12 protein-coding genes are annotated in these 16,861 nt (G+C 71.2%); 3 read left to right on the forward strand and 9 right to left on the reverse strand.

Annotated elements, in window-relative coordinates:
• Positions 1-114 precede the first annotated feature (114 nt).
• The 5 genes from ftsW to SACAZDRAFT_RS07035 all read right to left on the reverse strand — a co-directional run bounded on the left by ftsW (position 115) and on the right by SACAZDRAFT_RS07035 (position 7,147).
• The gene (gene ftsW, locus SACAZDRAFT_RS07015) at positions 115-1,506 is read right to left on the reverse strand and encodes a putative lipid II flippase FtsW (RefSeq protein WP_005440059.1); all 1,392 of its coding nucleotides are present in this window, start codon (positions 1,504-1,506) and stop codon (positions 115-117) included.
• A 116-nt stretch (positions 1,507-1,622) separates the two neighbouring features.
• Positions 1,623-2,999 (reverse strand): UDP-N-acetylmuramoyl-L-alanine--D-glutamate ligase, encoded by a 1,377-nt coding sequence (murD, locus tag SACAZDRAFT_RS07020; protein WP_005440060.1) that lies wholly within the window; start codon positions 2,997-2,999, stop codon positions 1,623-1,625.
• A gap of 8 nt (positions 3,000-3,007) precedes the next feature.
• Positions 3,008-4,093 (reverse strand): phospho-N-acetylmuramoyl-pentapeptide-transferase, encoded by a 1,086-nt coding sequence (gene mraY / locus SACAZDRAFT_RS07025; protein WP_005440062.1) that lies wholly within the window; start codon positions 4,091-4,093, stop codon positions 3,008-3,010.
• 58 nt (positions 4,094-4,151) lie between these two features.
• The gene (locus SACAZDRAFT_RS07030) at positions 4,152-5,615 is read right to left on the reverse strand and encodes a UDP-N-acetylmuramoyl-tripeptide--D-alanyl-D-alanine ligase (protein WP_005440063.1); all 1,464 of its coding nucleotides are present in this window, start codon (positions 5,613-5,615) and stop codon (positions 4,152-4,154) included.
• Positions 5,612-7,147 (reverse strand): UDP-N-acetylmuramoyl-L-alanyl-D-glutamate--2,6-diaminopimelate ligase, encoded by a 1,536-nt coding sequence (locus SACAZDRAFT_RS07035; protein ID WP_005440066.1) that lies wholly within the window; start codon positions 7,145-7,147, stop codon positions 5,612-5,614. The genes SACAZDRAFT_RS07030 and SACAZDRAFT_RS07035 overlap by 4 nt, the downstream gene beginning before the upstream one ends.
• Positions 7,148-7,428: 281 nt before the next feature.
• Here SACAZDRAFT_RS07035 and SACAZDRAFT_RS07040 point away from each other — a divergent pair, with 281 nt between their 5' ends.
• Positions 7,429-8,595 (forward strand): hypothetical protein, encoded by a 1,167-nt coding sequence (locus SACAZDRAFT_RS07040; protein ID WP_005440068.1) that lies wholly within the window; start codon positions 7,429-7,431, stop codon positions 8,593-8,595.
• On the opposite strand, the gene SACAZDRAFT_RS07045 is transcribed toward SACAZDRAFT_RS07040, so the two are convergent.
• The 3 genes from SACAZDRAFT_RS07045 to SACAZDRAFT_RS07055 form a co-directional block, all read right to left on the reverse strand.
• Positions 8,568-11,354 (reverse strand): bifunctional acetate--CoA ligase family protein/GNAT family N-acetyltransferase, encoded by a 2,787-nt coding sequence (locus SACAZDRAFT_RS07045; RefSeq protein WP_005440070.1) that lies wholly within the window; start codon positions 11,352-11,354, stop codon positions 8,568-8,570. The genes SACAZDRAFT_RS07040 and SACAZDRAFT_RS07045 overlap by 28 nt on opposite strands.
• Before the next feature lie 9 nt (positions 11,355-11,363).
• Positions 11,364-12,545 (reverse strand): acetoin utilization protein AcuC, encoded by a 1,182-nt coding sequence (locus tag SACAZDRAFT_RS07050; RefSeq protein WP_005440071.1) that lies wholly within the window; start codon positions 12,543-12,545, stop codon positions 11,364-11,366.
• A gap of 138 nt (positions 12,546-12,683) precedes the next feature.
• Positions 12,684-13,535, reverse strand: a complete 852-nt coding sequence (locus SACAZDRAFT_RS07055) for a sulfurtransferase (protein WP_005440072.1) — start codon at positions 13,533-13,535, stop codon at positions 12,684-12,686.
• Positions 13,536-13,629: 94 nt separating this feature from the next.
• Here SACAZDRAFT_RS07055 and SACAZDRAFT_RS07060 point away from each other — a divergent pair, with 94 nt between their 5' ends.
• Both SACAZDRAFT_RS07060 and galE read left to right on the forward strand, forming a co-directional pair.
• Positions 13,630-14,328 (forward strand): metal-dependent transcriptional regulator, encoded by a 699-nt coding sequence (locus SACAZDRAFT_RS07060; RefSeq protein ID WP_005440074.1) that lies wholly within the window; start codon positions 13,630-13,632, stop codon positions 14,326-14,328.
• Between the two features lie 431 nt (positions 14,329-14,759).
• Entirely contained in the window at positions 14,760-15,758 is a 999-nt protein-coding gene (galE, locus tag SACAZDRAFT_RS07065) for a UDP-glucose 4-epimerase GalE (protein ID WP_005440075.1), read from the forward strand.
• Here the strand turns inward: galE and SACAZDRAFT_RS07070 are convergent.
• Positions 15,730-16,860, reverse strand: a complete 1,131-nt coding sequence (locus SACAZDRAFT_RS07070; RefSeq protein WP_005440076.1) for a DUF4192 domain-containing protein — start codon at positions 16,858-16,860, stop codon at positions 15,730-15,732. The genes galE and SACAZDRAFT_RS07070 overlap by 29 nt on opposite strands.
• Position 16,861: the final 1 nt, after the last annotated feature.

Here is a 16,861-nt window from a genome sequence, read left to right on the forward strand (position 1 = left end):
GCCTCGGTCACGTCCGTCCTTCTCCAGTGTCTTCCGCGCGCCACACCGCGGGCGGCGCGCCACGCCCCTCCGGCGCGGGGCCTGCGAACCGCAGCCGCCCTCGCCGGACACCGCTCACCGCCGCCCTCGCCGTGGCACGGTCGTCCGCCTCGCCGTGGTTCGGGAGCTCGTGCGCCGACCGTACTCGGGCGCCCCGCGACGACGTTCTCCCGCCACGGCGCGGCCCGTCCTGTCCGCGCGCCGGGCGGGACGGCCCGACCGCCCCGGCCCCACGCGGTTGCCGCCACGACGCCGCGCGGGCGGCCGGTAGGGCTCCGGCGCGGGCAGTCGCATCAGGCGTCCGAACTTACCGGGCCCCTGCGTGCGCAACGCCGCGACCGCCTCCGGCTCGTGCCGCGCGCAGTTGGCGAGGATTCCGAACAACAGCATCGTGACGACCAGCGACGTTCCTCCGTAGGAAATCATCGGCAGCGTCACGCCGGTGACGGGAAGCAGGCCCACCACGTAACCGATGTTGACGGCGGCCTGTGACACGACCCACGTCGTGAGGGTTCCCGCGACGATCCGGATCCACGGATCGAGGTTGCGCATCGCGATGCGCAGGCCGACGAACCCGAGCAGGCCGAAGAGCCCGAGCACGACCAGACAGCCGACGAACCCGAGCTCCTCGCCGATCAACGCGAAGATGAAGTCGTGCTGGACGTTCGGCAGGTACATCCACTTCGACTGGCCCTGCCCCAGTCCCTTGCCGAACAGCCCGCCGTCGGCGAGCGCGTACAGCGCCTGGCTCGCCTGCCAGCCTCCGCCCAGCGGGTCGGACTCCGGGTCGAGGAACGCGGTCACGCGCTCCAGCCGGTACGGCGCCACGACCGCCAGCACCACCGCTCCGGCCACGGCACCGGCCAGGATGATGCCGAACAGGCGCTTCGGCGCCCCGGCGAACCACAGCAGAGCGAGCAGCACCACCGCGAGGGTGATCGTCCCGCCGAGGTCCGGCTGGGCCATGACCAGGGCGAACATGAGCAGCGCGGCGGGCACCACGGGCACCAGGAGGTGCCGCCACTGGTGCAGCACCTCGTACTTCACCACGAGGATGTGCGCGCCCCACAGCGCCAGCGCGACCTTGGCGAGCTCCACGGGTTGCAGCGACACCGGGCCGAGCACGAACCAGCCCTGGGAGCCGTTGGAGTACGTGCCCAGCGGGGTCAGGACCAGCGCGAGCAACCCGAGACACACCACCATCGCGGTGGGCGAGAGCTTCCGGATCCGGCTCAGCGGCACGCGCACACCCAGCCAGAACGCCACCGTGCCGACCCCGATGAACATCAGGTGCTTCTGGAACAGCGCGTAGACGCTGCTGTCGCTGCCGCTGTAGGAGGACACGGACGAGGCCGACAGCACCATCACGACGCCGAGGGCACCCAACGTGCCGCACAGCGCGAGGATGAGGTGGAAGTCGGCGAGCGGGCGCGAGAGCCACGCGGTCAGCGGCGTCTTCGGCACCACGGGACGTCGGTCGGAGCGTGCTCTCGGCGATCGTTCCGCACCGCGCTGCCGGACCCGCCGACTCCGCCGTGCCCGGCTCGTCGCCCGGGAGTCGTCGCGGTCGGCGCCCACCGCCGTCACCGCGATAGCTCGCCGACCGCCGCCGCGAACGCCTCGCCCCGCGCGGCGTAGTCGCGGAACATGTCCAGCGACGCCGCAGCGGGTGCGAGCAGCACCGAGTCTCCCGGGCGCGCCAGCTCACGCGCCGTCTTCACCGCCGCAGTCATGGGCTCATCGTCGCCCGGATCGACGCGCCGGACGGGGACATCCGGCGCGTGTCGCGCGAGAGCCTCGGCGAAGACGTCGGCGTCGGCGCCGAGCAGCACGACCCCGCGGAGCCGTCCCGCGACCGCCGCGACCAGCTCGTCCACGGAGGCACCCTTGAGCAGGCCGCCCGCGATCCACACGACACCGGGATGGGCCAGCAGCGAGCCCGCCGCCGCGTGCGGGTTGGTGGCCTTCGAGTCGTCGACGTACCGGACGCCGTCGACCTCGGCGACCTCCACCGCGCGGTGCGCGCCGGGAGTGAACCGCCGCAGCCCCTCGGCCACCGCGTCCGGGCTCACGCCGATCGACCGGACGAGCGCGGCCGCGGCCAGCGCGTTCGCCACGTTGTGCGGACCACCGGGCCGGACGTCGGCCAGGGTGCCCAGCTCCTCGGCCGTGTGCACCGGATCGGCGACGAACGCGCGGTCGACCAGCAGGTCCTCCACCACACCGAGCTCGCCGGGCCGGGGCGAGTCCAGCGTGAACCCGACCCGGCGCGCGTCGGCCTGCGCGTGCCGGTCGGCCAGCGTGGCCGACCGGCGATCGTCCAGGTTGGCCACGACCGTGGCCGACCCGCCGTGGACACCGCCCTTCGCCTCGGCGTACTCGTCGAGCCCGCCGTGCCAGTCGAGGTGGTCCTCGGCGACGTTGAGGACGACCGAGGCCGCGGGCGCCAGCGTGCTCGACCAGTGGAGCTGGAAACTCGACAGCTCCACCGCCAACGTCGAATGCCCGGCGAGCACGGCGTCGAGCACCGCGAACCCGACGTTGCCGCACGCCACGGCGTCGACGTCGGCGGCGCGCAGCATCGACTCGACCATGCTCACGGTCGTCGTCTTGCCGTTGGTGCCCGTCACCGCGAGCCACGTCGGCGGATTCGGCCGCTGCTGCGCGATCCGCCACGCCAGCTCCACGTCACCGATCACCTCGATGCCCGACGCGGCCGCCGCGGTGAGCAGCGGGGCCGTGGGCCGCCAGCCGGGGCTGGTGACCACGAGCCGCGTGCCCTCGGGCGGCGCGTCGAGCCCGGGGACGAGCCGGACGTCGAGGTCGTCGAGGCGGGCGAGCCGTGTGGCGTCGGCATCGGTGACCGTGACCCGCGCTCCCATGTCGGAGAGCGCTGCGGCCACCGAACGTCCGGTCACCCCGGCACCCGCGACGCACACGTCGACCCCGGCGAGTTGCATGGCTCGACTCATCCCCCTCCGAGGCCGAGCTGTTCGCTGTAGAACAACCCGAGCCCGAACATGCAGCAGATCGCCGCCAACAACCAGAACCGGATGATGACGGTCGTCTCCGCCCAGCCTGCCAGCTCGAAGTGGTGGTGGAACGGCGCCATGCGGAACAGCCGTTTCCGCGTGGTGCGGAACACGGCGATCTGCAGCACCACCGAGATCATCTCGACCACGAACAGACCACCGATGACGATCGCCAGCAGTTCGGTGCGCGTCGTCATCGACAGACCCGCCACCAGACCGCCGAGCGCGAGAGAGCCGGTGTCGCCCATGAAGATCTTCGCCGGAGCCGCGTTCCACCAGAGGAAGCCCACGCAGGCACCCGTGGCCGCGGCCGCGACCACGGCGAGGTCCAGCGGGTCGCGCACGTTGTAGCACGCGGGCTGGAACGCCTCGACACAGCTGAGCCTCGCCTGCCAGAACGAGATCACCACGTAGGTCGCGAGCACCATCGCGCCCGCCCCGCCCGCGAGGCCGTCGAGCCCGTCGGTGAAGTTCACCGCGTTCGACCACGCCGAGACGAGCAGGTAGCAGAACAGGACGAAGATGGGGATCGGGAAGAAGATGAGCTCGATGTCCCTGGCATAGGACAGGTGCTGGGACGCCGGGGTGAGCCCGTTCGCGTCGGGGAACTGCAGCACCAGGATCGCGAAGACCACCGCCACCACGAGCTGACCGACGAGCTTGGCGGTCTTGTTCAGCCCCAGGTTGCGCTGTTTACGGATCTTGATGAAGTCGTCGAGGAAACCGACGAGACCCAGTCCCACGGACAGGAACAGGACGAGCAGCGCCGACGCTGTCGGGCCCTCGTTGCTCGACCCGCGCCAGTAGTCGACGAGGTGGGCGACGAAGTACCCGACCACCATCGCCACGATGATCGCGACGCCACCCATGGTGGGTGTGCCGCGCTTGGACTTGTGACCCTCCGGGCCTTCCTCCCTGATCTCCTGCCCGAAGCCCTGCTTCGAGAAGAACCGGATCAGATACGGCGTGAGCAGGATGGAGACGGCCAGTCCCACGGAGGCCGCGATCAAAATACTGATCACGCTTCAATCCTCCTGGTCGTGGAGCTCCGCTCGATGCCTCTCGGTGCGTCGTGTCGCCTCACGCGCGCCCGTCCTCCTCCAACAGCGCGTCGGCCACCTTCCAGAGCTGGGCGACCTTCGATGCCTTGACAAGAACAACGTCGTCGGGCCGCACTTCCTCGCGCAGTAGCGCGATCGCGGCGTCCGTGTCCGGTACCAGGACCGACTCCTCTCCCCAAGAACCTTCGTGGCTCGCCCCGTGGTGCATGGGAGCTGCCTGCTCGCCCACCACGACGAGCCGGTTGATGTTCAACCGGACGGCAAGCCGACCGATCTCGTCGTGCGCGGACACGCTATCGGCCCCCAATTCGCCCATGACACCGAGGACCGCCCAAGATCGTCTGGCCGAGGTCATGGACGCGAGAGTCTTCAGCGCGGCCCGCATCGACTCGGGGTTGGCGTTGTAGGAATCGTTGAGGACGGTGACGCCGTCGGCGCGGGTGGTGACCTCCATTCGACGGTCGGAACGGCGGGTCACGGCACTCAGCCGGGCGGCGACGTCGGGCAGCGGCGTGCCGAGTTCCAGGGCCACGGCGGCCGCCGCCAGGGCGTTGCCGACGTGGTGTTCACCGACGAGCTGCAGTGTCACCGGCGCCCGCTCGGAGCCGGAGACGAGATCGAACGCCGCGTGCGCGTGCTCGTCGAGGTGGACGTTCTCGGCGCGGACGTCGGCGTCGTCGGCCTCTCCGACGCGCACCACCCTGGCTCGCGTGCGCGACGCCATCGCCGCCACGAGCGGGTCGTCGGCGTTCAACACGGCGACGCCGTCGGCAGGCAACGCCTCGACGAGTTCGCCCTTGGTCTGCGCGATGCCCTCCTGCGAGCCGAACTCGCCGACGTGGGCACTGCCGACGTTCAACACCACGCCGATGCGCGGCGGAGCGACGGCGGCGAGCTCGGCGATGTGCCCGGGCCCGCGGGCCGACAGCTCCAGCACGAGATGCCTCGTCTCCCGGTCGGCGCGCAAGGCCGTCCACGGGTGCCCGAGCTCGTTGTTGAACGACCCGGGCGGCGCCACGGTCGGACCGAGCGGTTCGAGCAGCTGGGCGATCACGTCCTTGGTGGAGGTCTTGCCGGACGACCCGGTGACGCCCACGACCGCGAGGCCGGACTCCGACAGGCGCGTCACGACGTGCCGGGCCAGAGCACCGAGCGCGGCGAGGACCGCGGCACCGGAACCGTCGGTGTCGCCGGTCAGCGCCACGGACCGCTCGTGCGCCCCGCCCGGGGGCAACGGCGGAACGATCACGGCGGGGGCGTCCACCTCGCGGGCCGCGAGCACGCCGACCGCCCCGCACTCCACCGCCGACGCCGCGAAGTCGTGACCGTCGGCGCGCTCGCCGGGCAGGGCCACGAACAACCCGCCCTCGGTGAGCTTGCGCGAGTCGAACTCGACGGAGCCGGTGACCCGCTCGGAGCCGTCGGCGCGGTGCAACCGCCCCCCGACGACCTCGGCGATCTCTGCGAGCGTGAGCTCGATCATTCCGTGACACCCAGCCTTTCGCGGATGGCCGCCTCCAGTTCGTCCCGGTCGGAGAAGGGATGCACCACGCCCTCGACCTCCTGACCGCTCTCGTGTCCCTTGCCGGCGATCAACACGACGTCGCCGGCCTCCGCGCGCTCCACCGCCGCGGAGATGGCCGAACGCCGGTCACCGATCTCGACGACCTCGCCGCCCTCCGCCGGGCCGACGGCGCGGGCACCCGCCAACATCGCCTCCCGGATGGCGGCCGGATCCTCGCTGCGCGGGTTGTCGTCGGTGACGATCAGCACGTCGCTGCCGCGCGCGGCGGCCTCGCCCATCATGGGCCGCTTGGCGGTGTCCCGATCCCCGCCGCACCCGAGCACCGTGATGATGCGGCCATGGGTACGGGCGCGCAGAGCCTGCAGCGCCTGGGCCACCGCGGCCGGCTTGTGGGCGTAGTCGACGACGGCCGTGAACGGCTGACCGAGATACACGCGCTCCATCCGGCCGGGCACCTCCACGGCCCCCAGACCGGCGACGATGTGGTCGAGCTCGACACCCACGGTGTCGAGGACGGCAGCGGCCAGCACGGCGTTCGCGACGTTGAACGCGCCCGGCAACGGCAGCGTGGCCTTCGCGCTCCGCCCGTCCGGCGCGTGCAGGGTGAAGGACTGCTCCCCGGTGGGAGTCGTGGCGACGTCGGTGGCGCGCCACACGGCGTCGCTGTCCGGCTCCGTGGACACCGTCACCGTCTGCGGGGTCACCAGCGCCTGCCCCCACGCGCTGTCGACCACCACGACCTCGTGCGTGGACCGGCCGTCGAACAACATCGACTTGGCCTCGAAGTAGTCCTCCATGTCGCGGTGGAAGTCCAGGTGGTCCTGCGACAGGTTCGTGAACGCACCGACGGCGAACCGCGTGCCGTTGACGCGGCCCAGGGAGAGCGCGTGGCTGGAGACCTCCATGGCGACGTGGGTGACCCCGCGCTCCACCATCACGGCGAACAGCGCCTGCAGGTCGGGCGCCTCGGGAGTGGTGAACGCGCTGGCCAGCCGTTCGGTGCCGATGCGCGTCTCGACCGTGCCGACCAGGCCCGTGTGGTAGCCGGCGGCGCGCAGTCCCGCCTCCACCAGATAGCTGGTGGTGGTCTTGCCCGACGTGCCCGTGATCCCCAGCACCGACAGCGTCAGCGACGGCTCACCGTAGATCCACGCCGCGACGGCGCCGAGAACCCCACGCGGATCGGAGTGCACGATGACGGGCAGGCCCGACTTCTGCACCGCGGGCCGCGCGGCGCCCTCCTCGTCGGTCAGGATCGCCACCGCCCCTCCCGCGACCGCATCGGCGGCGAAGTCCGCGCCGTGGACGCGGGCGCCGGGAAGCGCGGCGAACAGGTCGCCCGGGAGGACGTGCTGTGCCCGCAACGTCGCTCCGGTCACGGCGACGGTCTCGACGACGGCCGGATCGGCGATGAGCCGGGCATCCGCCCTCGCCACCAGCGTGGTCAGCGGCACGGGTTCGATCAGCCTCGGGCGGGGCGGCGCCACCACGACCCCCGTCCGACTGTTCTGACGTGATCGGTCCCGAGAGTGCGCCTCGCCGTTGTTCACAGACACGCCGGAAGGTTACCGGCGAGGTCGGTGAACCGCTGAGCCACCCGCACGGCCGTGTGCATGCCTTCACGCACTCCTCACACGCAGGCTCCCCGGTACGTCGACCTCGGCCTCCGGCGACGGCACGACTGGCCCGATCCGGTGACGTCCGGCGGGGATCCGCGACGACTTCTCCCCGACCACACGTGCGGGCCGCCGACCGCCCCTACCGTGCTCGCATGAGCCGTCGTGGAATCGCCACCGCACTGTTCACCGTCGCCGCCCTCACCGCCGTCACCGTCGTCGGCACACCGGTGTCGGCAGCCGATCCGACTGCCCTGCCCGCCGACCACTTCCGCCTCGCCGAGAGCCCGTACAACCCGGTGATCGCCCGCCTCGACGACGTGCTCCCGGGCGCGTCGATGTCCGACGTCCTGGCGAGCGCCAACCGCTCCGCCACCGCCTGCTCCGCCGGCGCCACACACGAAGTGGCGGCGTTCTGCTGGAACTCCGGCGACAACGGCACCGCCGACTGGTACCCGCAGGGCGTCACCTCCACCGCCGACGCCTACGGCAACGGAACCTACGAAGGCGAGACAGCCTTGTTCGTGAGCTGGTACTACCGCCACGACGATCCCGACAAGGGCGCCCGCATCTCGTTCGTCGACCTCTCGACCCCGAGCGCACCCGCCTACCGCCACGTGCTCCTGGTCGAGCCGTACCCGAACTCGGCGGGCCATCCCGACTTCCGTCCCGTGACCGTGCACGCGGGCGGCATCTTCGCCTACGGGCACTTCCTGTACGTCGCCGACACCTGGGGCGGCTTCCGGGCGTTCGACCTACGCCACCTCTGGCAAGTCTCGACCGGTGACAAGAACCGCATCGGACGCCAGTCGGACGGCACCTACCACGCCTTCGACTACCGCTACGTCCTGCCGCAGGCGCACACCTTCACCGCCTCCACCACCGACGGCACCGCACGGCTTCGCTACTCCGCCGCCTCGCTCGACCGCACGAGCACACCCGACAGCGTCGTGGTGCCCGAGTACAACGCCGACGGCACCGGCGCCCGCGTCGTGCGCTTCCCCATCGACTACACCGACCGCAAGTTCAAGGAATCCGCCGACGGCTACACCCACGCCACGGAGGCCTACCGCGTCGACATCGCCAGCATGCAGGGCGCCACCGCCATCGACGGCACGTTCTTCGTCTCGGCGAGCGCGGGGTCGAGCAGCCGGGGCTCGGTCTACACCTTCACCGCGACCGGCGGACCGACCCGGCACGCGGGCGCCGCGCCCGTGGGGCCCGAGGACCTGTCGTACTGGGGTCCACGCGGGCAGCTGTGGGGATTGAGCGAGTACCCGGACCGCCGCGCGGTCTACGCCGTCGACCCGTCGGCCTTCTGAGCCGCGTCGTCCTGCTCGACCACGTCCTCCTCGGCCACTGTGGTGATCTGCCGAAGCCGTCGCGGTCCGCTGTCGGGTCGCGACGGCGGCGGACCCAACACGATGCGCGCGTTCGTGACGAACGCCCCCTCCGGGGAGGCCAGCACCGGGTCCAGCGACAACGCTCGCACCTCCGGATGGTCCTCCGCGAGCGCGGCCACGCGCAGCACGAGATCCTGCAGCGCGGAGAGATCGGCGGGTTCGTCACCGCGGTAGCCGGTGAGCAACGGCGCGGTCCGCGGTTCCCGCACCAACGTCTCGGCATCGGTGTCGGTCAACGGAACCGCGCGGAACGCCTGATCGCCCAGCAACGTGCTCACCACCCCGGACAACCCGAACGACACCAGGGTGCCGAACGACGGGTCGTCCTGCAGCCCGATCGCACACGACACACCCTTGGGCGCCATACGCTGCACGTACACCTCGTCGCGGCCCGACACCTCGCGAAGATCCCGATACGCCAGCCGCACCGAGTCCGGTGTGGAGAGATCCAACCGCACACCCGCGAAGTCCGGCCGGTCGCGCAGTCGGTCGTCGAAGGCCTTCAACGTCACCGGATAACCGAGCTCGTCCGCCGCTGCCACCGCGTCGTCCACACCGGACACCACCCGGAACGACACGACGTCGATGCCGTAGCACCCGAGCAGCTGCACCATGTCGTCCACCGGCACCACGACGCTGCCGTCCTCGGCCGACCGGTCGGCGACCAAGTCCCGCACGAGAGCCTCCGCCCGCTGCACCTCCAGCCCCTCGGGCCGCACCACCGTGCCCTGCGGACGCCTGCGCCACTCCGCGTAGCGGACGACGCGCGCCAACGCGTTCACCGCCCGCTCCGGGCTCGGATACGACGGGATCGACCCGAACACCACGGTGCCGTCCTCGGCGGTGACCGCCAACTCGTCCGGAACGCCCTCGGCCGCGAGGAACGTCGAGACGATGGGCTTCTCCGGGGTCGTCGGCGTGGCCAGCACCGTCTCCCGCAACGCGCGCGCGTACGCGGTGCCCGGGGTCGCGACCGGGGGCACGAACACGACCACGAGCGCGTCCACGTCCGGGGACGCGAGCGCGCTGCCGACCGCGGCGGCGAACTTCTCCGGCGGCGCCTGCGAACCGACGTCCACCGGCTCGATCCCGATGCTCAGCCCCTGCGCCTTCGCCGTGTCCGCGGCGAGCAGCGCGATGGCCGACGAGTTGCCGACGATCCCGATCCGCGCCCCCGAGGGCAACGGCTGGTTCGCGAACACCAGCGCCGTGTCGAAGAGCTGCGCCAACGTGTCGACGCGCACCACACCGGCCTGCTCGAACAGCGCCTGCACACTGGACTCGTCGATCTCGGTGGACGTGGCCGCGAGCTGAGGCCGAACCGCGTGCCTGCCCGACTTCACCGCGACCACCGGTTTGGTCCGGGCGAGCCGCCGGGCCAGACGCGCGAACTTGCGGGGGTTTCCGAACGACTCCAGGTACAGCAACACCACGTCGGTGTACGGATCGGTCTCCCAGTACTGCAGCAGATCGTTGCCGGAGACGTCCGCGCGGTTGCCCGCCGAGACGAACGTCGACAGCCCCAGCCCCCTCGCCTCGGCGTCGGCGAGGATCGCGATGCCCAACGCACCCGACTGGCAGAAGAACCCGGTGCGTCCCCGCCGCGGCAACCGCGGCGCGAGGGTGGCGTTGAGCCGCACCTTCGGATCGGTGTTGAGCACGCCGAGCGCGTTCGGTCCCACCACCCGCATCCCGTGCGCCCGCGCGTCGCTCACCAGCCGCAACTCGGCGTGCAGCCCGTGCGGCCCCGACTCGGCGAACCCCGCCGACACGATCACCAGCGCCTGCACGCCCTTCTCCAGTGCCCCGTCGAGCACCGACTCCACCTGGTGCGCCGGCACCGCCACGACAGCGAGATCGACCGGGTCCGGGATCTCCAGCACCGACTTGTACGCCCGTACACCGCGCACCGACACGTGCTCGGGGTTCACCGGATACACCGGCCCGGCGAAGTCGGCCGCGAGCAGATTCGACAGCACCGCGTAGCCGATCTTCGTGGAGTCGGTGGAGGCACCGATCACGGCCACCGAACGCGGGTGCAGCAGGTTGTGCACGCTGCGGGCCTCCGCCGCCTGCTCCCGGGCGCGCGCCACCGCCAGCGACTCCTCGGTGGGATCGATGTCGAACTCGAGGTGCAGCAGACCTTCCTCGAAGGCTCTGCTCACGTGGTAACCGGCATCGCGGAACACGCGCGTCATGGCCGCGTTCTCGGCCAGCACCTCCGCCACGAACCGGCGCAACCCGCACTCCGACGCCGCCGCGGCGAGGTGTTCCAGCAGGATCGACCCGAGCCCGCGCCCCTGGTGGGCGTCGTCCACCACGAACGCCACCTCGGCCGACGACTCGTTGATGCGCTCGTACCGGCCGACGGCCACGATGTCGTCCCCGAGCAACGCCACGAACGCGACCCGGTCGTGGTGATCGACCGTCGTGAAGCGCCTCAGATCCCGCGCGGGTATCCGCGGATACGCGCCGAAGTACCGCAGGTAGCGGGTCCGTTCCGACAGCCGCGCGTGCAGGGCGACGATGCGGTCGGCGTCCGTGGGCACGATCGGCCGCAGATGCACGGTGCGGCCGTCCGCCAGCACGACGTCGGCCTCCCACCGCCGCGGATAGTCGAACGGGTCGCGGCCGCCGTCGCCGTCCACACCGTCGGGAGCGTGACCCATCGGAGCCATCAGTCCACCTCAGTCCCTCGGATCGTGGGGATCGAGCCCGTGCAGGGGGAAGACAGCGCGGCGGGTGTCGCGGATCGCGATGTCCACGGCGTCGTCCATACCGTCGCCCCACCGCGAGAACTCCGGCTCCCCACCCTCGGCGTCGTCGGTCATCCGGGCCGGGATCTCCGCCTTCGGCGCCAACGCGAGGACGTGCTCGGTCCAGTTCCTGGGCAGCGCAGTCGTCGGGGCCACGTCGCGATCCAACACCGTCGCCAGGAGGTGTGTCCACGACCGGGGCACGACCCTGATCAATTGGTAGCCGCCACCACCCACGGCCAGCCACCGACCGTCCGCGTACGTGTCCGCGAGTCCACGCAGCGTGCGGTAGATGGTGCGGTGGCCGTCCACGGTCAGGGACAGGTCCGCCAGCGGATCCTCCTCGTGGGAGTCGACACCGCACTGTGTCACGAGGATCTGCGGGCGGAACGCCTCCAACACCGACGGTACGACCGCGTGGAAGGCACGAAGCCACCCGGCGTCCTGCGTCGCGGGAGGCAGCGGAACGTTGACCGCGTACCCCTCGCCGTCGGCCACACCGATCTCCGCCGAGTACCCGGTGCCCGGGAACAGCGTGAACGGGTGCTGGTGCAGCGACACGGTCAACACCCGCGGGTCACCGTAGAACGCGGCCTGCACCCCGTCGCCGTGATGGACGTCGGTGTCGACGTAGGCGATGCGGTCGAAACCGTGGTCGAGCAGCCACGAGATCGCCACCGCACAGTCGTTGTAGACGCAGAACCCCGACGAGCGGCCGTGCATGGCGTGATGCAGGCCGCCCGCGATGTTCACCGCCCGCGCCGCCTTGCCCTCGGCGATGCAGCGGGCGCCCACCAACGTGGAACCGACCACGAGCGACGACGCCTCGTGCATGTCCGTGAACACCGGGTTGTCCGGAGTACCCAGGCCGTGTCCCACGTCCCAGCCCGCCATGGGCGCTTGCCTGACCGCTTCCACGTACTCGGCCGCGTGCGCCCGGTACAACTGGTCGACCTCGACCGGTTCCGGCACCACCAGCGGCACGTCGTCCAGGACACCGAGGGCGGTGGCGAGGCGGATGGTGAGATCGAGGCGGACCGGGTTGAACGGATGGTCGTCACCCAGCTTGTAGGCGAGCAGTGCGGGGTCCCAGACGACGGCCGAGCGCGACATGGCCCGAGCTTAGGGTGTGAGCCGTCAGAGCGGGAGGACAGCGGGAGGACCCGACCGCCACCAGTCAGCGGTGACACCGTGCGCTCTCCCGGGACGGTGCCTCCTCGACCCACGCGGATCAGCTCGGCGTCCGAGACCTCACCCGGGGTCCGAACCGGTCGCCGCCGGCCGCGCCGGGTCGGCGACCCAGTTCGACCACGACCCCGCGTACAGCGCCGCGGGACGCTCCGGATCGGCGAGTCCCGCCCATTCGAGCGCGAGCACCACCGAGCACGCGGTGACCCCGGAACCGCAATACGCGCCCACCGGCGTGTCGGGAGCGACACCGAGCGCGGAGTAGTACCGAGCCAACTCCTCGGGCGAACGCCACCGTCCGTCGTCGCCGAGATGCCCGGCGGACGGCGCGTTGACGGCCCCGGGAACGTGTCCGGGTCGCGGATCGACCGGTTCCGTCTCGCCCGTGTAGCGCTGCGGAGCGCGCGCGTCGAGCAACACGCCGTGGCGGGCCCGCTCCGCCGCGCCCTCGGCGTCGAGGACGGGAACGGAACCGGGCCGCACCACGAGGTCCCCCGGCACGGGCCGAGGCGTGTCCCGGCTGACCGGCCGTCCCTCCGACCGCCACGCGGCGAAGCCGCCGTCGAGCACCGCGACCTGACGATGCCCGGCCCACCTGAGCAGCCACCACGCCCGGGCCGCGACGGAGCCGTCGGCGTCGTCGTAGGCGACCACCGGGCGGGCCTCGCTCACCCCGGCGGCGCGCAGGGTCCGTTGCAGGGCGTCGGCATCGGGCAGCGGATGCCTGCCCTGCGGGCCCGGGGCACCGGACAGGTCGGTGTCCACGTCGAGGAACACCGCGTCGGGCACATGCCCCTCGTCGTAGGAGTCTCGTCCGGGCGGGCCGGTGAGCCTCCATCGCACGTCGAGCACGGTCGGCCGGTTCTCGGACGCCAACCGGTCCGCGAGTTCGGAGGTCGAGATCACGGGTCGCATAACCCCATCCTGCCCGCAGTGAGCATCGACGACGCATGGCCTCAGCGTCAGGACCAGCCACTACCATGAGTAGGGGCGAACAAAGGGGACAGGCGTGAACGATCTCATCGATACCACCGAGATGTACTTGCGCACCATCTACGAGCTCGAGGAGGAGGGCGTGGTGCCGCTGCGTGCCCGCATCGCGGAGCGGCTGCACCAGAGCGGGCCCACAGTGAGTCAGACCGTGGCGCGCATGGAGCGCGACGGTCTGGTGGTCGTCGCCGACGACCGACACCTCAAGCTCACCGACCACGGGCGTGAGCTCGCGGTCGCGGTGATGCGGAAGCACCGGCTCGCCGAACGGTTGCTCGTCGACGTCATCGGGCTGGAATGGGAGCACGTTCACAACGAGGCGTGCCGGTGGGAACACGTCATGAGCGAGGCGGTGGAACGCAAGCTCATCACGTTGCTGAACAATCCCACCACCTCCCCGTACGGCAACCCGATCCCGGGGCTCGACAAGCTCGACGCCGGGAGCGAGCCAGCTCCGCCCGCCGAAGCCGGTCTCGTCCGCCTGGACGAGGTGGCCAAGACGGGCGGCGGCAAGGTCGAGATCCGGCGGATCGCCGAACACGTGCAGCTCGACGAGAGCCTCATGGGCCAGCTGCGCGCTGTCGGCGTCGTACCGGGTGGGACCGTCACGATCGGCAGCATCGCGAACGGCGAATCGACGGTCGAGGTGTCCGACGGCACCACGACGGATCGAATCCCGACCTCCGCACTGCATGCGGTGCTCGCACAGGCACGCTGACCGCTGCCACCGGAGACGGCCGCACAGCCGAACCACGGCTGAGCGCGGCCGGATCTCGGCGGACCCGAACGACGCCGCGTGCCTCGCCGCGGCGTCGTTCCACTCCGCGCTTCCGGACGCCCTGTCCCCTCCATCCATGCCCACGTCCACGCCGCCGGGCGAGTCACGCCCCGGGCACGGTCGTCGGCGTGCAGGGCGTCGTTCGAGTGGCTTCCCACGCCCACGCACGTCCATTGCTCCCCTCCTGCCACGCCGTAGCCCGCGCGTACGCGGTTCGGTTCCACACCTGTTCGCCACCACACCGTCACCGACGGTGAACCGGGGCGCCCCGCGGTTGCCGACCCCCCTCTCCGGAGCACCCCGCGCTGGGTGCACACTGTCGCCTCGTACCGGTTTCACACCTCTTCCCGTCCGAGAAAGGGCCCGCACGTATGCCCACCGACACCACGACGTCGAGCACGCCCATGAAACTCGTTGTCACGGGCGGCGCAGGCTATATCGGTAGCGTGTGCACGGCCCGGCTACTCGAGGCGGGGCACGAGGTCACCGTCGTCGACGACCTCTCCACGGGTCACGCGGACGCCGTCCCCGAGGGAGCGCGGTTCGTACAGGGCGACGCCGCCGAGGTCGCGGGAACCCTGCTCGCGGAAGGCTTCGACGGTGTGCTGCACTTCGCCGCCAAGAGCCTGGTGGGTGAGTCCATGCAGGACCCCAGCACCTATTGGCGCGGCAACGTTCTCACCTCCCTGCGCCTGCTCGACGCGATGCGCACACACGGCGTACCGCGGCTGGTGTTCTCCTCGACCGCGGCGACCTACGGCGAGCCCGAGGTGACGCCGATTCCGGAGACCGCGCCGACGGACCCCACCAACACCTACGGCGCCACCAAGCTCGCCATCGACCACGCCATCACCAGCTACGCACGCGCCCACGGCCTCGCGGCCGCCAGCCTGCGCTACTTCAACGTGGCCGGTGCCTACGGCCAGTTCGGTGAGCGGCACACCACCGAGACCCACCTCATCCCGCTGATCCTGCAGGTGGCGACCGGCAACCGTGACCAGGTGCAGATCTACGGCGACGACTACCCGACCGAAGACGGGACGGCCATCCGCGACTACATCCACGTGGTCGACCTCGCCGACGCGCACCTGCTGGCGCTCGCGCACGTGACGCCGGGCAAGCACGAGATCTTCAACCTGGGCAACGGCACCGGTTTCTCGGTGCGTCAGGTGATCGAGGCCTGCCGCGAGGTCACCGGCCACGAGATCCCCGCCGCGGTGGCACAGCGACGCGCCGGCGACCCCGCCGTCCTCGTCGCCGCGAGCGACAAGGCGCAGGCCAAGCTCGGTTGGAAGCCGCAGCACACCGACCTTGCCGGCATCGTGGCCGACGCGTGGGAGTTCACCCGTCGCCGGCAGGAGGCCCAGTAGACGGTCGAGCCGAGTCGTGCGGCGAACACGGGCTGGGCGGTGTGCGGTCTTCCGGCGCCGTCCAGATCGGCTCTTCGTCGCACGACGTGGCGAGCCCCACGAGCTTTTCCGGCGGCAACCCGTGTCCGAGTGCCTGTCTGAGCAACTTGGACAGCAGGTGATTCGGATCCGCGGCCTGAGCAGCGTCGAGGGCCATACCCGCCAGAGCTCCTTCGCCCCGCACGTAGGCGGAGTACGCCAGCAGGGTCGCGGGCTGGGCCCGCTCGGGTGTCGGCGTGTGTTTGGTCAGCAGAAGCCACAGGCGCTCGGCCGTGACCGCGCCCGCGCTGTCGGCGGGAAGAGCGGTGGCCAGGCACGCGTCACGAATCCTCGGCTGCGCGAGGGCGACGGCCAGCTCGACGACTTCGGTGTCGGACAGAAGCAGCGTTCCCTTCCACGCCCGCGCCAACACTGTGCGCACCGCCGCCCGACCTCGCCGCAGTGAGGCCACGTCGTCGCGCGATGCGGCGGAAAGCCGCCGACGCAACATCGCCGCGCGTCGCTCCAGCACGTCCGACGCGACAGGCTGAAGCTGTCTCTCCATGGCCGCCCTGCTGCTGTGCGTGACCAACCCGGCGTGGGCACTCACGGCGGCCATCACGGTGCTGGCCGGATCCGGCAGATGCCCTGCACAGCACGATTGCTCGTAACAGCGCCACGGTGCGCCCGCCCGGATCTTCGGTACCCACAGGGCGTGCGACACGGGTAGCCCCGCCTGCCCGAAGACCTCGCGCACCGCCGTGACGACCGTCCGGGCGGGCGGTCCCGTGGCATCTCCACGGCGGCCACCCACGACGACCGCGGTCACCGCGACCGAGTCGTGGGCCAGGGGCCCCAGGAGCTGTCTGGCCAGTGCGGCTTCGTCTCCGGGCTGAGGAAGGTCGGCACGCACGATGTTGCCGATGCGCGCGCCCGTCGTCCCTCGATGACCGACCAACACCAGGGAGTCGACCGGGTCGAAACCGAGGAGATGCGGGGTGGCCGCCAGTAGCTCTCCCGGGTCGCGCAGATCGATCGGCGAGCGGTCGGCGGTCTGGGAGTCCGTCGTGGATGAAGGTGTCATG

This window comes from Saccharomonospora azurea NA-128 (genome assembly GCF_000231055.2).
GTDB lineage: Bacteria > Actinomycetota > Actinomycetes > Mycobacteriales > Pseudonocardiaceae > Saccharomonospora > Saccharomonospora azurea.

Bases quoted from the DNA above. Each gene is read 5' to 3' on its own strand.
- SACAZDRAFT_RS07040 (WP_005440068.1), top strand. From the start codon at position 7,429: ATGAGCCGTCGTGGAATCGCCACCGCACTGTTCACCGTCGCCGCCCTC.
- SACAZDRAFT_RS07055 (WP_005440072.1), bottom strand. From the start codon at position 13,535: ATGCGACCCGTGATCTCGACCTCCGAACTCGCGGACCGGTTGGCGTCC.
- galE (WP_005440075.1), top strand. From the start codon at position 14,760: ATGCCCACCGACACCACGACGTCGAGCACGCCCATGAAACTCGTTGTC.
- SACAZDRAFT_RS07070 (WP_005440076.1), bottom strand. From the start codon at position 16,860: ATGACACCTTCATCCACGACGGACTCCCAGACCGCCGACCGCTCGCCG.
- murD (WP_005440060.1), bottom strand. From the start codon at position 2,999: ATGCAACTCGCCGGGGTCGACGTGTGCGTCGCGGGTGCCGGGGTGACC.
- SACAZDRAFT_RS07030 (WP_005440063.1), bottom strand. From the start codon at position 5,615: ATGATCGAGCTCACGCTCGCAGAGATCGCCGAGGTCGTCGGGGGGCGG.
- SACAZDRAFT_RS07050 (WP_005440071.1), bottom strand. From the start codon at position 12,545: ATGTCGCGCTCGGCCGTCGTCTGGGACCCCGCACTGCTCGCCTACAAG.
- SACAZDRAFT_RS07045 (WP_005440070.1), bottom strand. From the start codon at position 11,354: ATGGCTCCGATGGGTCACGCTCCCGACGGTGTGGACGGCGACGGCGGC.